This is a genomic window from Tabrizicola sp. BL-A-41-H6 (genome assembly GCF_050632395.1).
Lineage (GTDB): Bacteria > Pseudomonadota > Alphaproteobacteria > Rhodobacterales > Rhodobacteraceae > JAUYQR01.
This window is the reverse complement of the sequence record NZ_CP192600.1, coordinates 555,801-574,092: the sequence shown is the minus strand read 5'-3', so window position 1 is coordinate 574,092 and position 18,292 is coordinate 555,801. Positions and strand designations below refer to the sequence as shown.

General features: G+C 66.3%; 17 protein-coding genes. 14 read left to right on the top strand and 3 right to left on the bottom strand.

The features are described 5' to 3' along the window. Window positions 1-56 precede the first annotated feature (56 nt). The 9 genes from ACROUL_RS02885 (at window position 57) to ACROUL_RS02845 (ending at window position 10,773) form a co-directional block, all read left to right on the top strand. Window positions 57-1,787, top strand: a complete 1,731-nt coding sequence (locus tag ACROUL_RS02885; protein ID WP_431298047.1) for a heparinase II/III family protein — start codon at window positions 57-59, stop codon at window positions 1,785-1,787. Between the two features lie 33 nt (window positions 1,788-1,820). Beyond that, on the top strand, window positions 1,821-3,407 hold the full coding sequence (gene purH, locus ACROUL_RS02880) for a bifunctional phosphoribosylaminoimidazolecarboxamide formyltransferase/IMP cyclohydrolase (RefSeq protein WP_431298046.1): 1,587 nt from the start codon (window positions 1,821-1,823) through the stop codon (window positions 3,405-3,407). A gap of 1 nt (window position 3,408) precedes the next feature. Further along, window positions 3,409-3,903: a signal peptidase II gene (gene lspA, locus ACROUL_RS02875; protein ID WP_431298045.1), complete on the top strand. Its 495-nt coding sequence runs from the start codon at window positions 3,409-3,411 to the stop codon at window positions 3,901-3,903. A gap of 62 nt (window positions 3,904-3,965) precedes the next feature. Then, the gene (locus ACROUL_RS02870; RefSeq protein ID WP_431298044.1) at window positions 3,966-4,496 is read left to right on the top strand and encodes a DUF3035 domain-containing protein; all 531 of its coding nucleotides are present in this window, start codon (window positions 3,966-3,968) and stop codon (window positions 4,494-4,496) included. 74 nt (window positions 4,497-4,570) lie between these two features. Beyond that, window positions 4,571-5,935, top strand: coding sequence for a M16 family metallopeptidase (locus tag ACROUL_RS02865; RefSeq protein WP_431298043.1), 1,365 nt, complete (start codon window positions 4,571-4,573; stop codon window positions 5,933-5,935). Continuing rightward, window positions 5,932-7,239 (top strand): M16 family metallopeptidase, encoded by a 1,308-nt coding sequence (locus ACROUL_RS02860; protein WP_431298042.1) that lies wholly within the window; start codon window positions 5,932-5,934, stop codon window positions 7,237-7,239. The genes ACROUL_RS02865 and ACROUL_RS02860 overlap by 4 nt, the downstream gene beginning before the upstream one ends. 44 nt (window positions 7,240-7,283) lie before the next feature. After that, the gene (gene mutL / locus ACROUL_RS02855) at window positions 7,284-9,089 is read left to right on the top strand and encodes a DNA mismatch repair endonuclease MutL (RefSeq protein ID WP_431298041.1); all 1,806 of its coding nucleotides are present in this window, start codon (window positions 7,284-7,286) and stop codon (window positions 9,087-9,089) included. Continuing rightward, a complete protein-coding gene (locus tag ACROUL_RS02850) occupies window positions 9,086-10,246 on the top strand; it encodes a DNA recombination protein RmuC (protein ID WP_431298040.1) in 1,161 nt (386 codons plus the stop codon). The genes mutL and ACROUL_RS02850 overlap by 4 nt, the downstream gene beginning before the upstream one ends. Beyond that, on the top strand, window positions 10,243-10,773 hold the full coding sequence (locus ACROUL_RS02845) for a HutD/Ves family protein (RefSeq protein ID WP_431298039.1): 531 nt from the start codon (window positions 10,243-10,245) through the stop codon (window positions 10,771-10,773). Before ACROUL_RS02850 ends, ACROUL_RS02845 begins: the two co-directional genes overlap by 4 nt. 84 nt (window positions 10,774-10,857) lie before the next feature. Here the strand turns inward: ACROUL_RS02845 and ACROUL_RS02840 are convergent, their stop codons facing one another. After that, entirely contained in the window at window positions 10,858-11,502 is a 645-nt protein-coding gene (locus ACROUL_RS02840; protein ID WP_431298038.1) for a ChrR family anti-sigma-E factor, read from the bottom strand. 14 nt (window positions 11,503-11,516) lie between these two features. Continuing rightward, a complete protein-coding gene (locus ACROUL_RS02835; RefSeq protein WP_431301234.1) occupies window positions 11,517-12,023 on the bottom strand; it encodes a sigma-70 family RNA polymerase sigma factor in 507 nt (168 codons plus the stop codon). A 289-nt stretch (window positions 12,024-12,312) separates the two neighbouring features. On the opposite strand from ACROUL_RS02835, the gene ACROUL_RS02830 reads away from it, so the two are divergent. Genes ACROUL_RS02830 through ACROUL_RS02810 form a run of 5 tightly spaced genes read left to right on the top strand, consistent with a single transcriptional unit; the run spans window position 12,313 to window position 16,925 of the window. Beyond that, window positions 12,313-13,605 carry an NAD(P)/FAD-dependent oxidoreductase gene (locus ACROUL_RS02830; RefSeq protein ID WP_431298037.1) on the top strand — a complete coding sequence of 431 codons (1,293 nt, stop codon included), beginning with the start codon at window positions 12,313-12,315 and terminating at the stop codon, window positions 13,603-13,605. Then, on the top strand, window positions 13,605-14,354 hold the full coding sequence (locus ACROUL_RS02825) for a DUF1365 domain-containing protein (protein WP_431301233.1): 750 nt from the start codon (window positions 13,605-13,607) through the stop codon (window positions 14,352-14,354). The genes ACROUL_RS02830 and ACROUL_RS02825 overlap by 1 nt, the downstream gene beginning before the upstream one ends. After that, window positions 14,351-15,613: an MFS transporter gene (locus tag ACROUL_RS02820; protein ID WP_431298036.1), complete on the top strand. Its 1,263-nt coding sequence runs from the start codon at window positions 14,351-14,353 to the stop codon at window positions 15,611-15,613. Before ACROUL_RS02825 ends, ACROUL_RS02820 begins: the two co-directional genes overlap by 4 nt. Continuing rightward, entirely contained in the window at window positions 15,610-16,188 is a 579-nt protein-coding gene (locus tag ACROUL_RS02815) for a DUF3833 domain-containing protein (RefSeq protein WP_431298035.1), read from the top strand. The genes ACROUL_RS02820 and ACROUL_RS02815 overlap by 4 nt, the downstream gene beginning before the upstream one ends. Further along, window positions 16,185-16,925, top strand: a complete 741-nt coding sequence (locus tag ACROUL_RS02810) for an SDR family NAD(P)-dependent oxidoreductase (RefSeq protein ID WP_431298034.1) — start codon at window positions 16,185-16,187, stop codon at window positions 16,923-16,925. Before ACROUL_RS02815 ends, ACROUL_RS02810 begins: the two co-directional genes overlap by 4 nt. A 79-nt stretch (window positions 16,926-17,004) precedes the next feature. On the opposite strand, the gene ACROUL_RS02805 is transcribed toward ACROUL_RS02810, so the two are convergent. After that, window positions 17,005-18,237: an RsmB/NOP family class I SAM-dependent RNA methyltransferase gene (locus tag ACROUL_RS02805; protein ID WP_431298033.1), complete on the bottom strand. Its 1,233-nt coding sequence runs from the start codon at window positions 18,235-18,237 to the stop codon at window positions 17,005-17,007. Window positions 18,238-18,292: the final 55 nt, after the last annotated feature.

The window sequence follows — 18,292 nt, the reverse complement described above, 5'->3', positions numbered from 1 at the left end:
GTTATGCTTTAGCCTGACGATCCGGGCCAACCGGACAGAACAGGCGAGGCAGCGAAGTGAGCCGGAAGTCAAGCGCAACACCCCCGCGCAGCGGGTTTGCCGACCGTTACGCGGCCTTTGCGGCGCGGCGGGCAAAACCGGCTGCGGGTTTTGTGTCGCAACCCGAACCGCGCAGCATCGGCCTTTATGCGCGCGGCAAGCAGCTTGTCTCTGGCAACATCCTGTTTTCCGGGCATTTCGCCGAAGCCCCCGGCACACTATTGTGGGACATTCCCTCGCCCGACCCCGCCTTCGATGCCGATGCGCATGGCTTTGCGTGGCTCGATGATCTGGCGGCCCTTGGCAGCCCGGCGGCCCGCAGCCTTGCGCAAGATTGGACCTGGGCCTGGATCGCGCGCTACTCCGCAGGCTTCGGTCCCGGCTGGACCCCCGATCTGACCGGCCGCCGCATCATCCGCTGGGTCCATCACGCGACCCTCCTTTTGAACGGCCGCGACAAGGAAGCCTCGGTCGCCTATTACCGCTCTCTGTCGCAGCAATCGGCGTTTCTGTCGCGTCGCTGGCAGGCCGCCGCCCCCGGCCTGCCCCGGTTCGAGGCGCTGACCGGCCTCGTCTATGCCGGCATTTCCCTGATCGGGATGGAAAAGCTGATCGCCCCCGCAACCGCCGCCCTCGCCACCGAATGTCGCACGGAAATCGACGCCGAAGGCGGCCTGCCCACCCGCAACCCCGAAGAACTGCTCGAAGTCCTGACGCTTCTCACCTGGTCCGCCACCGCGTTGACCGAGGCGTCGCGCAATGTGCCGCACGATCTGGCCGATGCCATCGCGCGCATCGCGCCCGCCCTGCGCGCCCTGCGCCACGCCGATGGCGATCTCGCCCGCTTCCACGGCGGCGGCAAGGGTGTCGAGGGTCGCCTTGACCAAGCTCTCGCCTCGGCCGGGGTGCGCGCCAGCGCCACCCCCTCGATCGCGATGGGCTTCGCCCGCCTGAACGGCCGGCGCACCTCGGTGATCGTCGATGCCTCCGCCCCACCCGGCGGTCGCGCGGCAGCCACCGCACACGCCTCGACCACCGCGTTCGAAATGACCTCGGGCCGCCGCGCCGTAATCGTCAACTGCGGCTCCGGCGCGCCCTTCGGTGCGGCATGGCGGATGGCCGGGCGGGCAACGCCGTCGCATTCCGTGCTCTCGATGGACGGCATGTCATCCTCGCGCTTCAGCCGCAAAGCCGACGCCGAACTGTCCGACCGCGCCGCAATCACCGTGTCGCGCCTGACTGTCGGCGTCGAAGGCACTGACCTTTACCTTGCCCACGACGGCTGGCTCAAAAGCCACGGCCTCATCACCAGCCGCGCGCTGACCCTGTCGCAGGATGGCCGCCGCTTTACCGGGGTCGATGCGCTGACGGCCCTCACTGCCGACGCCCGCCGCCGGTTCGAGGACATGATGACCGAAACACGCCTTGACGGCGCCGCCTTCTCGATCCGCTTTCACCTGCACCCCGAAGTCGACGCCGCCCTCGATCTGGGCGGCACCGCCATTTCGCTCGCTTTGCGCAGTGGTGAAATTTGGGTCTTTCGCTTCAGCGGCGGCGCAAAATTGTCGCTCCAACCCTCGGTCTACTTTGAAAAAGGCCGCCTGAACCCCCGGCCGACCACCCAGATCGTGCTGGCAAGCCACGCCCGCGGCTTTGAAACGCGCATAGGCTGGACCTTGGCGAAAGCGCAGGATACTCCGCTCGCCATCCGGGATCTGGAAAGCAGCGACCCTGAAGGCCAAAGCTGACCTGCCCGCCGCGACAGAACAGGGGCTATCCGCATGACCAACCTCGTTCCCATCGGACGCGCGCTGATTTCCGTGTCCGACAAGACCGGCCTCTTGGACCTTGCCCGCGCGCTGGCCGCACAGGGGGTGGAACTCATCTCCACCGGCGGCACCTCGGGCATGTTGCGCGCGGCGGGGCTGTCGGTCCGCGATGTGTCCGACGTGACCGGCTTTCCCGAGATGATGGACGGCCGGGTCAAGACCCTGCATCCCAACGTCCACGGCGGCCTTCTGGCCCTGCGCGACGACGATGAACACCTTGTCGCGATGGCCGCCCACGGGATCGAGCCGATCGACCTTCTGATCGTCAACCTCTACCCCTTCGAACAGACCGTGGCGCGCGGCGCCGACCATGCCACCTGCATCGAAAACATCGACATCGGCGGCCCAGCGATGATCCGCGCTGCCGCCAAGAACCACCGCTTCGTCACCGTGGTCACCGATCCGGCCGACTACGACGCACTGCTCGACCAGATGAAGGCGCATCACGGCGCAACCGGCATGGCCTTCCGCCAGAAGCTCGCCCTTACCGCCTACGCCCGCACCGCCGCCTACGACACCGCCGTCGCCACCTGGTTCGCCGCCGAGATCGACGAACCGGCCCCGCGCTACCGCAGCTTTGCCGGCAAACTGGCGCAAACCCTGCGCTACGGCGAGAATCCGCACCAGCAGGCCGCCTTCTACACCGATGGCACGCGCCGCCCCGGCGTTGCCACCGCGCGCCAGATGCAGGGCAAGGAGCTGTCTTACAACAACATCAACGACACCGACGCCGCCTTTGAACTGGTGGCCGAATTTTCCGGCAGCGCGCCCGCCTGCGCCATCATCAAGCACGCCAACCCCTGCGGCGTCGCCCAGGCATCCACGCTGGCCGAAGCCTACCGCCGCGCCTATGTCTGCGACCAGACCTCGGCCTTTGGTGGCATCGTCGCGCTTAACCAGCCGCTCGACGCCGAAACCGCCGAGGAAATCGTCAAGATCTTCACCGAGGTCGTCATCGCCCCCGGCGCCAGCGACGCGGCAAAAGCGATCTTCGCCGCCAAGAAGAACCTCCGCCTGCTCCTCACCTCCGAATTGCCCGACCCGCTGACGAAAGCCCTTGCTTTCAAGCAGGTCGCGGGCGGCTTTCTGGTGCAGGACCGCGACGCAGGCCACATTACCCCGGCCGACCTGCGGGTCGTAACCAGACGCACCCCGACCGACAAGGAACTGGCCGACCTGATGTTCGCCTGGACCGTCGCCAAGCACGTCAAGTCGAACGCCATCATCTATGTCCGGGACGGCGCCACCGTCGGCATCGGTGCCGGCCAGATGAGCCGCGTCGACAGCACCCGCATCGCCGCCCGCAAGGCACAGGACATGGCCGAAACTCTCGGCCTGCCCGCGCCCCTTACACAAGGCGCGGTCGTCGCCTCCGACGCCTTCTTTCCCTTCGCCGACGGACTGATCTCGGCTGCCGAAGCCGGCGCGACCGCGATCATCCAGCCCGGCGGCTCGATGCGCGACGACGAGGTGATCGCCGCCGCCAACGAACGTGGGTTGGCGATGGTGTTCACCAACCAGCGTCACTTCCGGCACTGACATGCGGCGCCTTGCCATCACCGCCACCCTGACATTCGTGATCGACCAGATCTCGAAACTGGCCATCGTGCAGGGCCTCGACCTGATCAACCGGGGCGAGATCGACGTTTTCCCGCCCTACCTCGTGTTCCGCATGGCATGGAACCGCGGCATCAATTTCGGCCTCTTTGCCAACAACGCCGACGTCATGCGCTGGGTGCTGATCGCCGTCGCCATCGCCATCTCCGCATGGGTGTTGTGGTGGATTCGCCGCGACAGCCCCGGCCTGCGGGCAGAACTTGCCGCCGGCCTCCTGATCGGCGGCGCACTCGGCAATGTGATCGACCGGATTGTCTATGGCGCCGTGGCCGACTTTCTCAACATGTCCTGCTGCGGTATCGAAAATCCCTATGCTTTCAACGTCGCTGACATTGCAATCTTCGTCGGCGCCATCGGCCTTGTGATCTTCACAGGTGCATCCGACAAACCGGCAAAACCCCGCAAGCGGCGCAGGTAAAGACCCCGTGACGATCGGATTGCTTTAGGCTAAGACGGGAAAAAGACGGAGTGGAGGCAGCAATGCAGGCAGCAAGGGGCAAGGCGTTGATCGCGGTTGCGACGCTGCTCGTGCTTGCCGGATGCGCCGGAAACGGCACACCGCAACTGATGAACCTGCGCACCGGCGAGGGTCCGGACGAATTCGGCGTCCTGCCGGCAAAGCCTCTGACGATGCCGCAAGACCTGTCTACCTTGCCGGAACCAACCCTTGGTGGCGCCAACCTGACGGACGCGCAGCCCCTCGATGACGCCATCGTGGCGCTTGGCGGCAAGCCCGGCAGCGCCGGCGGCATCCCGGCTGGCGACAGCGCGCTTTACAACCACGCTGCCCGCTTCGGCGTCGAAGGTAACATCCGCTCCACGCTCGCCTCGGAAGACCTTGAATGGCGGCGCGACAACAACGGTCGCATCCTCGAACGGCTGTTCAACGTCAACGTCTACTACAAGGCCTACCGCAAGCAGCGCCTTGACCAGCAGGCCGAACTGGCCCGCTGGCGTGCAGCCGGGGTAAAGACCCCCTCTGCCCCACCCCGCAAGCCCGACGAAGAGTAACAAGCGCGTGGCCACGGCTTGATTGTGGGCGTCCAGCCTGCAACTCATGCACAGCGCAGTGGCGGAGGTTACCCATGCTCAGACGAACCGGCCTTATGGCCGCAGTTGCCTTCAGCGTATCATTTGCCGCCAGCGCCGAAACCGTCACCAACTTCCAGCTTGAAAACGGCCTCGACGTAGTCGTGATCGAAGATCACCGCGCGCCGGTCGTGGTCAACATGGTCTGGTACCGCGTCGGTGCCGCTGATGAACCCGCCGGCCATTCCGGCATCGCGCACTTCCTTGAACATCTGATGTTCAAGGGTACCGAAAAAATCGCCCCCGGCGATTTCTCCGCCATCGTCGAGGCGCAGGGCGGCAACGACAACGCCTTCACCTCGTGGGATTATACCGCCTATTTTCAGCGGGTCGCCGCCGACCGGCTTGACCTGATGATGGAGATGGAAGCCGACCGGATGCGCAACCTGCGCCTGACCGAAGACGACGTCACCACCGAACGGCAGGTCATTCTGGAAGAACGCGCCCAGCGCACCGACAGCAGCCCCGGCGCGCTTTTGTCCGAACAGATGCGCGCGGCGCAGTTCCTGAACCACCCCTACGGCGTGCCGATCATCGGCTGGCGCCACGAGATGGAGCAGCTAAGCCGCGAAGACGCGCTGACCTACTACCAACGCTTCTACGCGCCAAACAACGCGACCCTTGTCGTGGCCGGCGACGTGACGCCCGACGCCGTGCGCGCGATGGCCGAAAAGCACTTCGGCCCGCTGAAACCCTCCGAAGGCATCACCCCGCGCGTCCGCCCCCAGGAACCGCCGCAACTGTCCGAACGCCGCCTGTCGCTTGCCGACGAACGCGTGTCTGAGCCCTATGTCATGCGCACCTACCTCGCGCCGGAACGCGACCCCGGCGACCAAAAGGATGCCGCCGCCCTGACCATTCTTGCCGAACTTCTCGGCGGTTCTGGCCAGACCTCGGTGCTTGCCCGTGCGCTTCAGTTCGACAGCCAGATCGCGGTTTATTCCACGGCCTACTACGACGGCACCTCGATCGACGATGCCACCTTCGGCTTCGTCGTCGTGCCGGTTCCGGGCGTCACCCTTCCCGATGCCGAAGCCGCGATGGACAAGGTCCTCGCGACGTTCCTGAAGGACGGCCCCGATGCCGACGCCTTCGAACGCATCAAGACCCAGATCCGCGCCAATGAAATCTACGCCAAGGACGATGTGCAGGGCCTTGCCCGCACCTATGGCGAGGAACTTTCCATCGGTCTTTCCCTCGCCGATATCCAAGGTTGGGACGAAGCGCTTGGTGCCGTGACCATCGACGATGTCCGCGCGGTCGCAGCGAAAGTGCTCGACAGGCGCAATGCCGTCACCGGCTACCTCACCCGCCCCGAAGACCCGGCCACCCCCGCCGCAGCCGAGGAGGCACAGGAATGATGCTCCGCCTGATCGCCGCACTCGTCCTCTTCGCTCTGCCCGCTCAGGCCGAGATGAAGATCCAGGAAGTCACCTCTCCCGGCGGCATCACCGCCTGGCTCGTCGAAGACCACGGCATCCCCTTCACCGCACTGGAAATCCAGTTCCGCGGCGGCACCTCGCTCGATGCTCCCGAAAAGCGCGGCGCCGTGAACCTGATGACCGGCCTTTTGGAAGAGGGCGCCGATGACATGGACAGCCGCGCCTTCGCCGAAGCGCGCGACAGCCTGGCCGCCAAGTTCACCTTCGATCCGGGCACTGATTCCGTCGGCGTCTCGGCCCGGTTCCTCACGGAAAACCGCGACAAGGCCGTGTCGCTCCTGCGCTCCGCACTTGTGAACCCGCGCTTCGATCAAGACGCGGTGGACCGTGTCCGTGGTCAGGTTCTCGCCGGCCTGCGCGCCGATGCGAAAGACCCCGACAGCCTCGCGCCTGAAATCTTCGACCGCCTCGCTTTTGGCGACCATCCCTATGCTTCAAGCGGCGATGGCACGATCGACACCGTCACCGCCCTCACCCGCGACGACGTCATCGCCGCACACAAGGGCGCGCTGGCCCGCGACCGCATCTACGTCGCCGCCGCCGGTGACATCACCGCAGCCGAACTCGGGCCGCTCCTGGACACGCTCCTTGGCGATCTGCCCGCCACCGGCGCGCCGCAACCGACCGATGCCACATATCTTCTGAAACCTGGCGTCACGGTGCAGGATTTCCCCACCCCACAATCCACCGTATACTTCGGCCATCAGGGCATCACCCGCGATGATCCCGATTTCTTCGCCGCCTTCATCCTGAACGAAGTGCTTGGCGGCGGTCGCTTCTCGGCCCGCCTGATGACCGAAGTGCGCGAAAAGCGCGGCCTTACCTACGGCATCGGCAGCTACCTCGTGCCGATGGACCATGCCGAACTGGTGCTTGGCCAGTTCTCCGCCTCCAACGACAAGGTGGCCGAAGCCATCAAGGTGACCCGCGCCGAATGGGCAAAGATCGCCACCGAAGGCATCACCGCGGATGAACTTGCCAAAACCAAGACCTACCTCACCGGTTCGTACCCCCTGCGCTTCGACGGCAACGGCCCGATCGCCAACATCCTTGTAGGAATGCAGATGGAAGGCCTGCCCATCGACTACGCCGTCACCCGCAACGCCAAGATCGAGGCGGTCACGCTGGACGATGTGAAGCGCGTCGCCGCCCGCCTGTTCCAGCCCGACGCGCTGCATTTCGTGGTCGTCGGCCAACCCACCGGCGTCACCTCCACGCCCTAGCTTCCCGCTTTCGCGACTCGTCCGCGCCTGCTACACCTAGGGGCATGACTCTTCATACCCCCAAGATAACGGGCTCCGAAGGCCGCCCGGTCATCCGCCAACTGGATGAGGCCGCGATCAACCGCATCGCGGCGGGCGAGGTTGTGGAACGTCCCGCCTCGGCAGTGAAGGAACTGGTCGAAAACGCGCTGGATGCCGGGGCCAGTCGCATAACCGTCGACATCGCCGATGGCGGCAAGACGCTGATCCGCGTCACCGACGATGGCTGCGGCATGACCGCCGCCGACCTGCCGCTCGCCCTCTCACGTCACGCCACATCAAAGATCGACGGCTCCGACCTCCTCGATATCCGCTCCTTCGGGTTTCGCGGCGAAGCCCTCCCCAGCCTCGGCTCCGTCGGCCGCCTGACCATAACTTCTCGCGCCCAACTCCACGACGCCGCGCAGATCACCTGCGACGCGGGCCGCCTCTCCGCCCCGCGCCCCGCCGCCCTGACACGCGGCACCGTCGTCGAACTGCGCGACCTCTTTTACGCCACCCCTGCGCGCCTTAAATTCCTCCGCTCCGACCGCGCCGAGGTGCAGGCCATTGCCGAGGTGATCCGCCGCCTCGCAATGGCCGAACCCCACACCGGCTTCACGCTCAACGAGGTCAGCGCTGGCGCGTCCCGTGTCCTCTTCCGCGCCGACCCGCAGCCGTTCTCGCCCGACGCGCTGGCCAATCGCCTCTCCGGCATCCTCGGCCATGATTTCATCGACAACGCGCTTGCCATCGACGCCGAGCGCGACGGCCTCCGCCTTGCCGGTTACGCCGCCCTGCCCACCTACTCGCGCGGCTCTTCCGCCCAACAGCACCTTTTCGTCAACGGCCGCCCTGTCCTTGACCGCATGCTCTACGGCGCCCTCCGCGCCGCCTATTTCGACGTCCTCAGCCGGGACCGACACCCTGCCGCCGTCCTGAACCTGATTGTCGACCCCCAGCGCGTCGACGTTAACGTCCACCCCGCCAAGGCCGAGGTCCGCTTCCGCGAACCCGACGCCGCCCGTTCGCTCATCATCACCGCGCTGCGCACCGCCCTTTCGGGCGCCGGCCACCGCGCGTCGACCACCGTCGCGACCGAGACCCTCGCCGCGATGCGCCCCGTGCATCACATCGACCGCCCCAGCCAGACCAGCCTCGCCGCCGCCTTCGCGTTCCAGTCGCCCGAACCCCGCTCCCCCGGTTTCGCCGAAAGCCCCGCAGCTCGGTTTGAGCCCGCAATCGCCGCCGATGGCCCCCTCGGTGCCGCCCGCGCGCAGGTGCATGAGAATTACATCATCGCCCAGACCGCCACCGGCATCGTCATCGTCGACCAGCACGCCGCCCACGAACGCCTCGTCTACGAACGCCTCAAGGCCCAGATGGCCACCTCTGGCATCACCGCCCAGGCACTCCTCATCCCCGAAATCGTCGATCTGTCCCCCACCGACGCCGCCCGCATCCTTGACGCCGCCCCCGACCTTGCCCGCCTCGGCCTTGCCATCGAACCCTTCGGCGGCACCGCCATCGCCATCCGCGAAACCCCCGCCATCCTCGGCCCGGTCAGCGCCAAAGCCCTGATCCGCGACATCCTCGACGAACTTGCCGACACCGGCGACAGCACCCTTCTGCAAGGAAAGATCGACGCCATCCTGTCGCGCATGTCCTGCCACGGCTCCGTCCGGTCCGGCCGCCAGATGCGCGCCGAGGAAATGAACGCCCTCCTGCGCGAGATGGAGGCGACCCCCCTTTCCGGTCAGTGCAACCACGGCCGCCCGACCTATGTCGAACTCAAGCTCCACGATATCGAACGGCTCTTCGGACGCAGATGATCACTCTGTTCGGCCAGACCTTTGCATGGAACGACCCCGAGGCGCTGATCCTTGGCGCGGTGGCGCTGACGCTTCTCGCCTTCCTCGTCATGATCCTGCGCAGCACCCGCAAATCCTCGACTCTCGCCGAACCCCTGATGCGCGAAATCGGCTGGCTCGCCCAACGCGTCCAGCAATTGGGCGACGGCCAGGAACGCCTCGCGGGCGGCCTCCATCACGTCTCCGAAGCGCAGGCCGTCAGCCAGACCGCCATGCTGCAGGTCGTGGAACAGCGCCTCGCAGAAGTGCAGCGCGCGATGGGTGACAGCCTGCACGGCAGCGCCACCCGCACCGCGCGGTCCTTGGGTGAACTGCAACAACGACTGGAAACCATCGACAAGGCGCAGGCCAACATCGAAAAGCTGTCTGGTAACGTTCTCAGCCTGCAAGACATTCTGTCCAACAAACAAACCCGCGGCGCCTTCGGCGAAATCCAGTTGCACGACATCGTGCAAAAAGCGCTGCCGAAAGACGCCTACACAATGCAGGCCACCCTCAGTAACGGCCGCCGCGCCGACTGCCTGATCCACCTGCCAAATCCACCCGGCCCCATCGTCATCGACGCGAAATTCCCGCTCGAAGCGTATGAAGCCATCCGTCGCGCCGACACCCCCCGCGGCGTAGTGGAGGCCGCACAACAGATGCGCACCGCCGTCCGCGCCCACATCCGCGCGATATCGGAAAAATACATCATCGAAGGCGAAACCGCCGACGGCGCGCTGATGTTCCTTCCCTCCGAAGCGGTCTATGCCGAACTGCACGCCAATTTCCCCGAAATCGTGCGCGAAGGCTTTGCAGTAAAGGTCTGGATCGTCTCGCCCACCACCTGCATGGCCACGCTCAACACGATGCGCGCAGTGCTGAAAGACGCCCGGATGCGCGAACAGGCCGGTGCGATACGCAAGGAACTGGCGCTGCTTTACGCCGACGTCGACCGCCTCGGCACCCGCGTCGAAAGCCTTGACCGCCACTTCGGCCAAGCCGCGAAGGATATCGAAGACATCAAGGTGTCGTCCGAAAAGGCCGGCAAACGCGCCCGCCGCCTCGACAACTTCGATTTCGAGGAAATCGCCCCGAACGACCCCGCCCCCTTGATCGCCCCGCGCGCCGCAGAATGATCCACCTTACCCCCGCAGACTATCGCCGCCAGCCTTGGGCCAACGGTCGCGGCACCACCACCGAACTTTACCGTCTCGAAGAAAGCGGCCACCTGATCCTCCGCCTCTCGATGGCCACGGTCAGCGAAAATGGCCCGTTTTCCCTGTTCCCCGGCATCGAACGCAACCTAACCGTCCTCACCGGCCCGGGCTTCACCCTCTCCGGCGAAAACCTCACCCTGCACGCCAGCCCGCTCAATCCCGTCGCCTTCCCCGGCGACATCCCCATCACCGCCAGCAACGTCACAGCGCCGTCCGAAGATTTCAACGTGATGACCGCGCGCCACCTGCCGCGCCCCGCTGTGCGCGTGACCCACGCACCCGAAACCCTGCCAGACGGTCACTGGGCCCTCTTCGCCCTGTCGGATGCCCGGGTGAACGACACGCCGCTTCACCCGCACGACCTCGTCATGCTGGCGGGGATCGCCAAGGTCAGCGGGCGCTTCCTTGCAGTTCAACTGCAAGGCGTACCCAAACAATTTGATTAAAATCCGCCTTCCTCTTTGGAAGAATATCCCACGGGAAGTACGGAGGGCGTGAAACCCTCCGGCGGTCGGCCAAATCCGCGCCGATCAGATCCTGAACAGCGGCTGCGCCAGGCGCGGCAGGAACTTGCGGAACCGCAAGGGCGCATCAGTCGCCGCAAGACAGATGCAGTCCTGCCCCGCCATCGCCACCGGCGTATGCTCAAGGTTCTCGTCGGCAATCTCCAGATCACCCCGGTCGAACCGGTCGTTGGCATCGGCAAATGCGCCCTGCAACACCAGCGTCAACTCCATCCCCCGGTGACCGTGGTCCGGCACCGCGACCCCGGCGGGAATGTACAAAAGCCGCGCCGAGGCATCATTTCCGGTCGGCAGGATCGCCTGCTTCACGCCCATACCGATCGACCGCCACTTCACCGCGCTCAGATCACCGCCGACATAATCGGCCAACGGTGCCGGAAAGATCCCCGAGGCCTGCATCGGCGCGCGCTGGGTTGCCTGCGGCATCCCCTCGATCCGCGCCATCACCGCCTCCAGCGCCGCCTCTGCCATCTCGACGTTGCCCTGATCCTCGATCAAGGCCCCGCCCAGCGTGTCATAGGACGCCAGCCGCGCCCGGCATTCGTCGCACAGCGACACATGCGTCGCGACCACAAGGTTGAACGCCTCGGGCAGCTGTCCGGCCGCATAGCCCATCAGCAGCTGGTCCGACAAATGGTGACGTATCGTCATGTTCACTTCGTCCTTCACATCATCTCGTGCCGCAGCTTGTCCAGCGCCAGCCGGATGCGCGATTTTATCGTTCCCAGAGGCAGCCCCGTCTCTGCGGCAATCTCGCTGTGCGACAACTCGCCGTAGAAGGCCCGCTCGATCAGCGACCGCTGCCGTTCCGGCAACCCCGCCAACGCACGGCCCAGCCGCTCCGTCTCCTCCTGGGTTTCCATCACCTCGGCCTGATCAGGCTCGGGCTCCGGTCCCCAGTCCAATTCCTCCGGCTCAGGCCGACGCGCCTTCCTCAGCGCGTCGATCCGCCGGTTGCGGGCGATGGTGAACACCCATGTCGCCACGCTTGCCCGCGCCGGGTCGAATAGATGCGCTTTTTGCCAAAGCGTCGCCATCACGTCCTGCGCACATTCCTCGGCCAGCGTCGCTCCGGCACCCGACTTCATCAAAAAGCCCTTCACCCGTGGGGCAAAGTGCCTGAACAACGCGGCAAAAGCCGCCTTGTCCTGATGGTCGCGCACCCGGATCATCAGGCCCGCCCAATCTGTCTCGTCTCCGTTCGACACCCGCAAACCCTTGTCATGGCGCAGCTTTCCCACAACAGGTGGTTGCGGCTCAGCGGCTTCCTGTACCATAACGTCTTGGCTTGCATCAAACATCATGGCAAATCTACGCACCACGATGTTCACCGGATCACTTTTCGGGAAACTGGGTGCCAAGCGCACTGTGTCAACCCTTGACTGTCAAAAATATTTTACACCTGATCCAGTGACGGCTTTTGTCCGTAAAACGTCAAAAGCACTCAGGGAACACTGCCACATGCCGTTTGAAACTCCGGGTAACGCCCGTCGCCGCATCGCCGTTATCGGGGGGGGCATATCCGGCATGGCGGCCGCGCACATGCTGGCCGACACCAATTCCGTCGTGCTGTTCGAGGCCGAAGGTCGCCTTGGCGGCCACGCCCGCACGGTTCTCGCAGGCAAGCGCGGCGAACAGCCGGTCGACACCGGCTTCATCGTTTTCAACCGGGTGAACTACCCCCACCTCGTCCGCCTGTTCGAAAAACTCGACGTGCCCGTCACCGAAAGCTCGATGTCGTTCGGCGCCTCGATCGACGGGGGTCGCGTCGAATACGGCCTCGCCTCGCTTGACGCGATCTTCGCCCAGCGCCGCAACGCTGCCAACCCGCGCTTCCTGCGCATGATCCGCGACATCCTGCACTTCAACAAACATGCCGAACGCGTCGCCACCGACCCCGCCATGACGATCCGCGAGCTTCTGGCAACCCTCGGCACCGGGTCCTACTTCCGCGACCATTACATCACGCCCTTCTCTGGCGCGATCTGGTCCACCCCCACTGCGGGCATCCTCGATTTCCCGGCGCAGGCCCTGGTGCGCTTCTTCCGCAACCATGCGCTCCTAGGCTACGAAGGCCAGCACCAGTGGTATACCGTCAAGGGCGGCTCCATCCAGTATGTCAACCGCCTGCAAACCGCGATGCAGTCCCAAGGCGTCGACATCCGCCTCGCCTCGCCCATCGCGGCGGTCAAGCGTGAGGCAGGCTCCGTCCTCGTCCGCGCCATCGGTGGCGAGTGGGAACTATTCGACGACGTGATCTTCGCCACCCATTCCGACCAGACGCTGCGCCTTCTGGCCGACCCCACCCCGGCCGAGACCGCCGCGCTGTCCGCCGTGCGCTACCAGCCGAACGAGGCAATCCTTCATTCCGACACCTCGCTGATGCCGAAATCCCGCAAGGTCTGGTCGTCGTGGTCCTACGTCGAACCCAAGGGCGGCGCCGGCAACAAAATCGACCTGACATACTGGATGAATTCGCTGCAACCGATCCCGCAGGACGACCCCCTGTTCGTCACCCTCAACACCAACCGCGCCATCGACGACCGTCTGATCCATGACGTGACCACCTTCCACCACCCGGTATTCGACGTGGCGGCCCTCGCCGCACAAGACACGATCCGCGCGATGAACGGCAGCCACTCCACCTGGTTCTGCGGCGCGTGGATGCGCAATGGCTTTCACGAAGACGGCTTCGCCTCCGCCGTCGACGTGGTCGAGGCGATGGGCCGCCTGCCGATGCTTCAGGCCGCATGATGCAAGTAGAACGGATCAGCGGCGAGACATTTCATGGTCGCAAGGGCGCCGTGCAGAACGCCTTCCGCTACTCTGTCGATTACGTCCTGCTGGACCCAGACCGCTCGAAAGGCCCGCGCCTCTTTTCCCGCAACGCCCGCAACCTCTTTTCGGTGCATGACGCCGATCACGGCGGCACGCCCGGTCAGGGCCGGGGCACCGCTTGGGTGCGCGAGGTGCTGGCCGAACACGGGCTTGCCGGCGACCACCGCATCCTCCTGCTCGCCCAGCCGCGCGTCATGGGTCACGTCTTCAACCCGGTCAGCTTCTGGCTTTGCTACGATCACCTCGGCCACCTCCGCGCCGCGATTGCCGAGGTGACGAACACCTATGGTGACCGCCACTCTTACCTCTGCCACCGCGATGACCGCGCGCCGATCACCCGCGAAGATACCATCCGCGCCCGCAAGATCTTCCACGTCTCGCCGTTCCAGCCCGTCGAAGGCGCCTATGTCTTCCGTTTTGACATCCGCGCCGACCGTATCGGCATCTGGATCGACTACACCACCCAGTCGGGCGGCCTGTTCACCAACCTGACCGGCCCGCGCACCCCCCTGACCACCGCAGGCATCCTCGCCACCTGCCTCCGCCGCCCGTTCGGCTCGCGCCGGGTACTGGCACTGATCCACTGGCAGGCGCTGAAACTGGCGCTGAAGCGGGTCAAGTTCCACAACCGCCCGCTTCCCCCGCCCGAAGACGTCACCCGATGACCACCCGCGCCGCTGGCCTGCCGGCCTGGTCGCTCTTCGCGGCGCTGATCGCCGCCGCCGGCCTGCCGATCTACATCCACGCGCCAAAGTTCTACGTCGACAGCTACGGCGTCTCGCTCGCCGCCCTTGGGGTGACCCTCGCGCTCCTGCGCCTTTTCGACGTGGTGCAAGACCCGGTCCTCGGCTGGCTGGCCGAAACGGGCCGCAAAAGCCGCGCCCTCTGGGTCGCCATCGCCACCGCCATCATGGCGCTCTCCATGCTCGGCCTCTTCGCCGTCGCCCCACCCATCGCCCCGCTCCTGTGGTTCGCCCTCACGCTCACCGGCCTCTTCTCCGCCTTCTCCTTCCTCACCATCTGCTTTTACGCCGAAGGCGTGGCCAAGGCCGCCACCCTCGGCCCGCAAGGCCACATCCGCCTTGCCGGCTGGCGCGAGGGCGGCTCGCTCCTTGGCGTTTGCCTCGCCGCCGTCGCCCCCGTGGCGCTCGCCGGCCTCACCTCCTCCCCCTTCGCCCTCTTCGCCGTTCTCTTCACCGCGCTTGCCATAGTGGCCACCCTCGCCATGCGCGGCAACTGGGGCATGGGCGCGCCCCTCCCCACCACCAACCCCCTCGCCCTCTTCCGCCCCGCGCTGTCCGACCCACTCGCCCGGCGCCTTCTTCTCATCGCCCTCCTGAACGCCTCCCCCGTTGCCGTCACCTCCACCCTCTTCCTCTTCTTCGTCGAAAGCCGCCTTGCCGCCCCCGGCCTCGAAGGCCCGCTCCTCCTCCTCTTCTTCCTCTCGGCCGCCGCCTCCACCCCGGTCTGGAGCCGCCTCGCCCAACGCCACGGCGCCAAGCGCACCCTCCTCGCGGCCATGTCGCTCGCGATCGCAGCTTTCCTCTGGACGGCCACCCTCTCCACCGGCGACACCGTCGCCTTCGCCATCATCTGCGCCGCCTCCGGGGCAGCCCTCGGCGCCGACCTCACCCTTCTGCCCGCCATCTTCGCCCGGCGCCTCGCACAGATCGGCCAGGGCGGCGAGGCCGCCGCCTTCGGCCTCTGGTCCTTCGTCTCCAAACTCTCCCTCGCCCTCGCCGCCGCAACCATCCTCCCGGCGCTCGACCGCGCAGGCTTCACGCCCGGTGCTACCAACACAGAATCCGCGCTTTTCACCCTCACATTGATCTACGCAGCGCTTCCTTGCGTATTGAAGCTCATGGCAATCACGCTCCTCGCCCGGACACCCGTCCCGGACCCCATCGAAGGCACCACCCCATGACGATCCTCGCTGCCATCCTGACCGGTGCCCTCCTCACCCTCGCTGCGGTGATCCTGCGTGGCCGCTATGCCGCCTTCCCCGCCCAGCGCCCCGCCGATTACTCAAAGGGTCCGCAGTTCGATCTCCGCCACCACCTCTCCGGCCCGATCCTCTGCGAAGGCGTGATCTACGGCCCCACAGGCCGCGTGACCTCGCGCTTCGTGGCCGACATGCACGGCACATGGGATGGCAACACCGGGACCCTGGCTGAGACCTTCCGATACGACAGCGGCACCGTCCAAGACCGCGCCTGGACCATGCGCCTTGGCAACGACGGCAGCATCGCAGCCACCGCGCCCGATGTCGTCGGCACCGGCACCGGCCGCGCCGAAGGCTCCGCCGTGGTGCTGCAATACCGCATCAAGCTAACGCCCGAAGCCGGCGGACACGAGCTTGACGTGATCGACTGGATGTACCTGATGGACAACGGCACCATCATGAACCGCTCGCAGTTCCGCAAGTTCGGCATCAAGGTCGCCGAGCTTGTCGCCACCATGCGCCGCGTCCCGGCCCCGATTGGCACCCCCGCCGAATGAGGGATTTCAAAGGCAAACGCTACTGGCTCGTCGGCGCCTCCGAAGGCCTCGGCCTCGCCCTCGCCCATAAACTCAGCGCCGCCGGGGCTGACCTGATCCTCTCCGCCCGCAACACTGAAACCCTCGCCGCCGCCGTGTCGAGCCTTCCCGGCAAAGCCACCGCCCTCCCCCTCGACGTAGGCTCGCCCGACAGCGTCCGCGCCGCCGCAGCCACCCTCGGCCCGATCGACGGCGTGGTGTTCCTTGCCGGCGTCTACTGGCCGGTTGACGCCAAGGCCTGGGACGCAACCCAGGTCGAAACCATGTGCGACATCAACTTCACCGGCTGCGCCCGCATCATCGGCGCAGCCCTCCCCGGCATGGTCGCGCGCGGCACCGGCCACGTCGTCATCACCGGCTCGCTCTCGGGCTTCCGCGGCCTGCCCGGCGCCATCGGCTACGCTGCCTCCAAGGCGGGCACGATGGTTCTCGCCGAATCTCTCTACGCCGACCTGCGCAAGACAGGCATCACGGTCCAACTCGCCAACCCCGGCTTCATCAAGACACGCCTTACCGCGAAAAACGACTTCACCATGCCCTTCATCATGGAACCCGAAGCCGCCGCCGACATCATGTTCCGCCACATGACCACCGACCGCTTCAAGATCAGCTTCCCCACCCTCTTCAGCTGGCTATTCCGCGGCGGCCAGGTCCTGCCCGACTGGCTCTACTACCGGATGTTCCCGCCTAAACCCTGACCCCCGGTCTTCCTCTTTGCAGAAATATCCCACGGGAGGTCCGGAGGGTGTGAAACCCTCCGGGGCCAGCCAAGCGCGCTCACGCCCGCAGCCGAGCCATGAAGAATCCGTCCATCCCCCCACGCTCCGCCCAGTAGTCCGGCCGCAGCCGCAAACCGCCAGCATCGGTCCACCAGCCCGGCTCCACCCCCGCCAAGTCCACCCGCTCCACCGCCAGCCCCGGATGCCGCTCCAGCGCCGCCGCCAATTGCGCCTCGCCCTCTTCCGGCAACAGCGAGCAGGTCGAAAACACCAGCCGCCCGCCGGGCTTCAACCAGCCGAGCGCCCGGTCGATCAGCGCCGCCTGCAACGCGACCAGCCCTTCGACCTCCGACCCGTCCTTCACGAAGGGCAAGTCCGGATGCCGCCGGATCGTCCCGGTCGCCGAACAGGGTGCATCGAGGAGGATTGCATCGAACGCCGCCTCCGGCTCCCACTGCAACGCATCTGCCACGACCAGCGTGGCGGTCAGCCCAGTCCGCGCGAGGTTTTCGGCCACCCGCGCCATCCGCGGCCCGGAAATGTCCAAGGCCACCACCACGGCCCCGGCATCGGCCAGTTGCATCGTCTTGCCACCCGGTGCCGCGCACAGGTCCAGCACCCGCTCGCCGGGCTTTGCATCCACCATCCGCGCCACCAGCGCCGCCGCCGCGTCCTGCACCCACCACGCGCCATCGGCGAACCCCGGCAGCGCGGTCAACTGTCCGCCCTCTCTCAACCGCAGGCTCCCTGTCGGCAGCATCTCACCTTCGGGCGCCACCCGCCCGGCCCGCAACGTCAGGTCGATCGGCGGATGCCCCGCCTGCACCGCCTCGATCGCCTCCACCACCTCGCGCCCGTGCAGATGCACCAACGGCTGGCGCAGCCAGCGCGGCATCCGCTGCGGCGGCAATCCGTCCAGAATCCCGGTCTCCGGCACCGCGCGCAGCACCGCGTTCACCAGCCCCGCCAAATGCCCCGTGCGCTTGCCACGCCGAACCATCTCGACCGCAGCGTTCACCACGCCATGCGCGGGCGCGCCCATCGCGCGCTCCACCACCGCCAGCCGAAGCACGTTCATCACCATCAGGGGCGGTACTTTGCGCAGGTGCTTTGACAGCACCCTGTCCACCGGCTCCAGATGCCTCAGCACATCCGCCGCCAGTCGCATCGCCCGCGCCCGGTCGCTGGCCGGCAATTCCGGCTCTGCCAGATCGGCCAGCATCCGCCCGTCGCCCAGCACGGCGCCCAGCAATTCCACCGCCGCCGCGCGTGCGGCCACACCTTCGGCCATGCCCATCCCCTTGTTGACTGCAGCCAGCGGCGTATATCAGGCAGGATACCGGCAC

What these genes read in the sequence shown, in the direction of transcription:
- purH (WP_431298046.1), top strand. Translation starts at nt 1,821, where the DNA reads ATGACCAACCTCGTTCCCATCGGACGCGCGCTGATTTCCGTGTCCGAC.
- lspA (WP_431298045.1), top strand. Translation starts at nt 3,409, where the DNA reads ATGCGGCGCCTTGCCATCACCGCCACCCTGACATTCGTGATCGACCAG.
- ACROUL_RS02870 (WP_431298044.1), top strand. Translation starts at nt 3,966, where the DNA reads ATGCAGGCAGCAAGGGGCAAGGCGTTGATCGCGGTTGCGACGCTGCTC.
- ACROUL_RS02865 (WP_431298043.1), top strand. Translation starts at nt 4,571, where the DNA reads ATGCTCAGACGAACCGGCCTTATGGCCGCAGTTGCCTTCAGCGTATCA.
- ACROUL_RS02860 (WP_431298042.1), top strand. Translation starts at nt 5,932, where the DNA reads ATGATGCTCCGCCTGATCGCCGCACTCGTCCTCTTCGCTCTGCCCGCT.
- mutL (WP_431298041.1), top strand. Translation starts at nt 7,284, where the DNA reads ATGACTCTTCATACCCCCAAGATAACGGGCTCCGAAGGCCGCCCGGTC.
- ACROUL_RS02850 (WP_431298040.1), top strand. Translation starts at nt 9,086, where the DNA reads ATGATCACTCTGTTCGGCCAGACCTTTGCATGGAACGACCCCGAGGCG.
- ACROUL_RS02845 (WP_431298039.1), top strand. Translation starts at nt 10,243, where the DNA reads ATGATCCACCTTACCCCCGCAGACTATCGCCGCCAGCCTTGGGCCAAC.
- ACROUL_RS02840 (WP_431298038.1), bottom strand. Translation starts at nt 11,502, where the DNA reads ATGACGATACGTCACCATTTGTCGGACCAGCTGCTGATGGGCTATGCG.
- ACROUL_RS02835 (WP_431301234.1), bottom strand. Translation starts at nt 12,023, where the DNA reads ATGATCCGGGTGCGCGACCATCAGGACAAGGCGGCTTTTGCCGCGTTG.
- ACROUL_RS02830 (WP_431298037.1), top strand. Translation starts at nt 12,313, where the DNA reads ATGCCGTTTGAAACTCCGGGTAACGCCCGTCGCCGCATCGCCGTTATC.
- ACROUL_RS02825 (WP_431301233.1), top strand. Translation starts at nt 13,605, where the DNA reads ATGCAAGTAGAACGGATCAGCGGCGAGACATTTCATGGTCGCAAGGGC.
- ACROUL_RS02820 (WP_431298036.1), top strand. Translation starts at nt 14,351, where the DNA reads ATGACCACCCGCGCCGCTGGCCTGCCGGCCTGGTCGCTCTTCGCGGCG.
- ACROUL_RS02815 (WP_431298035.1), top strand. Translation starts at nt 15,610, where the DNA reads ATGACGATCCTCGCTGCCATCCTGACCGGTGCCCTCCTCACCCTCGCT.
- ACROUL_RS02810 (WP_431298034.1), top strand. Translation starts at nt 16,185, where the DNA reads ATGAGGGATTTCAAAGGCAAACGCTACTGGCTCGTCGGCGCCTCCGAA.
- ACROUL_RS02805 (WP_431298033.1), bottom strand. Translation starts at nt 18,237, where the DNA reads ATGGCCGAAGGTGTGGCCGCACGCGCGGCGGCGGTGGAATTGCTGGGC.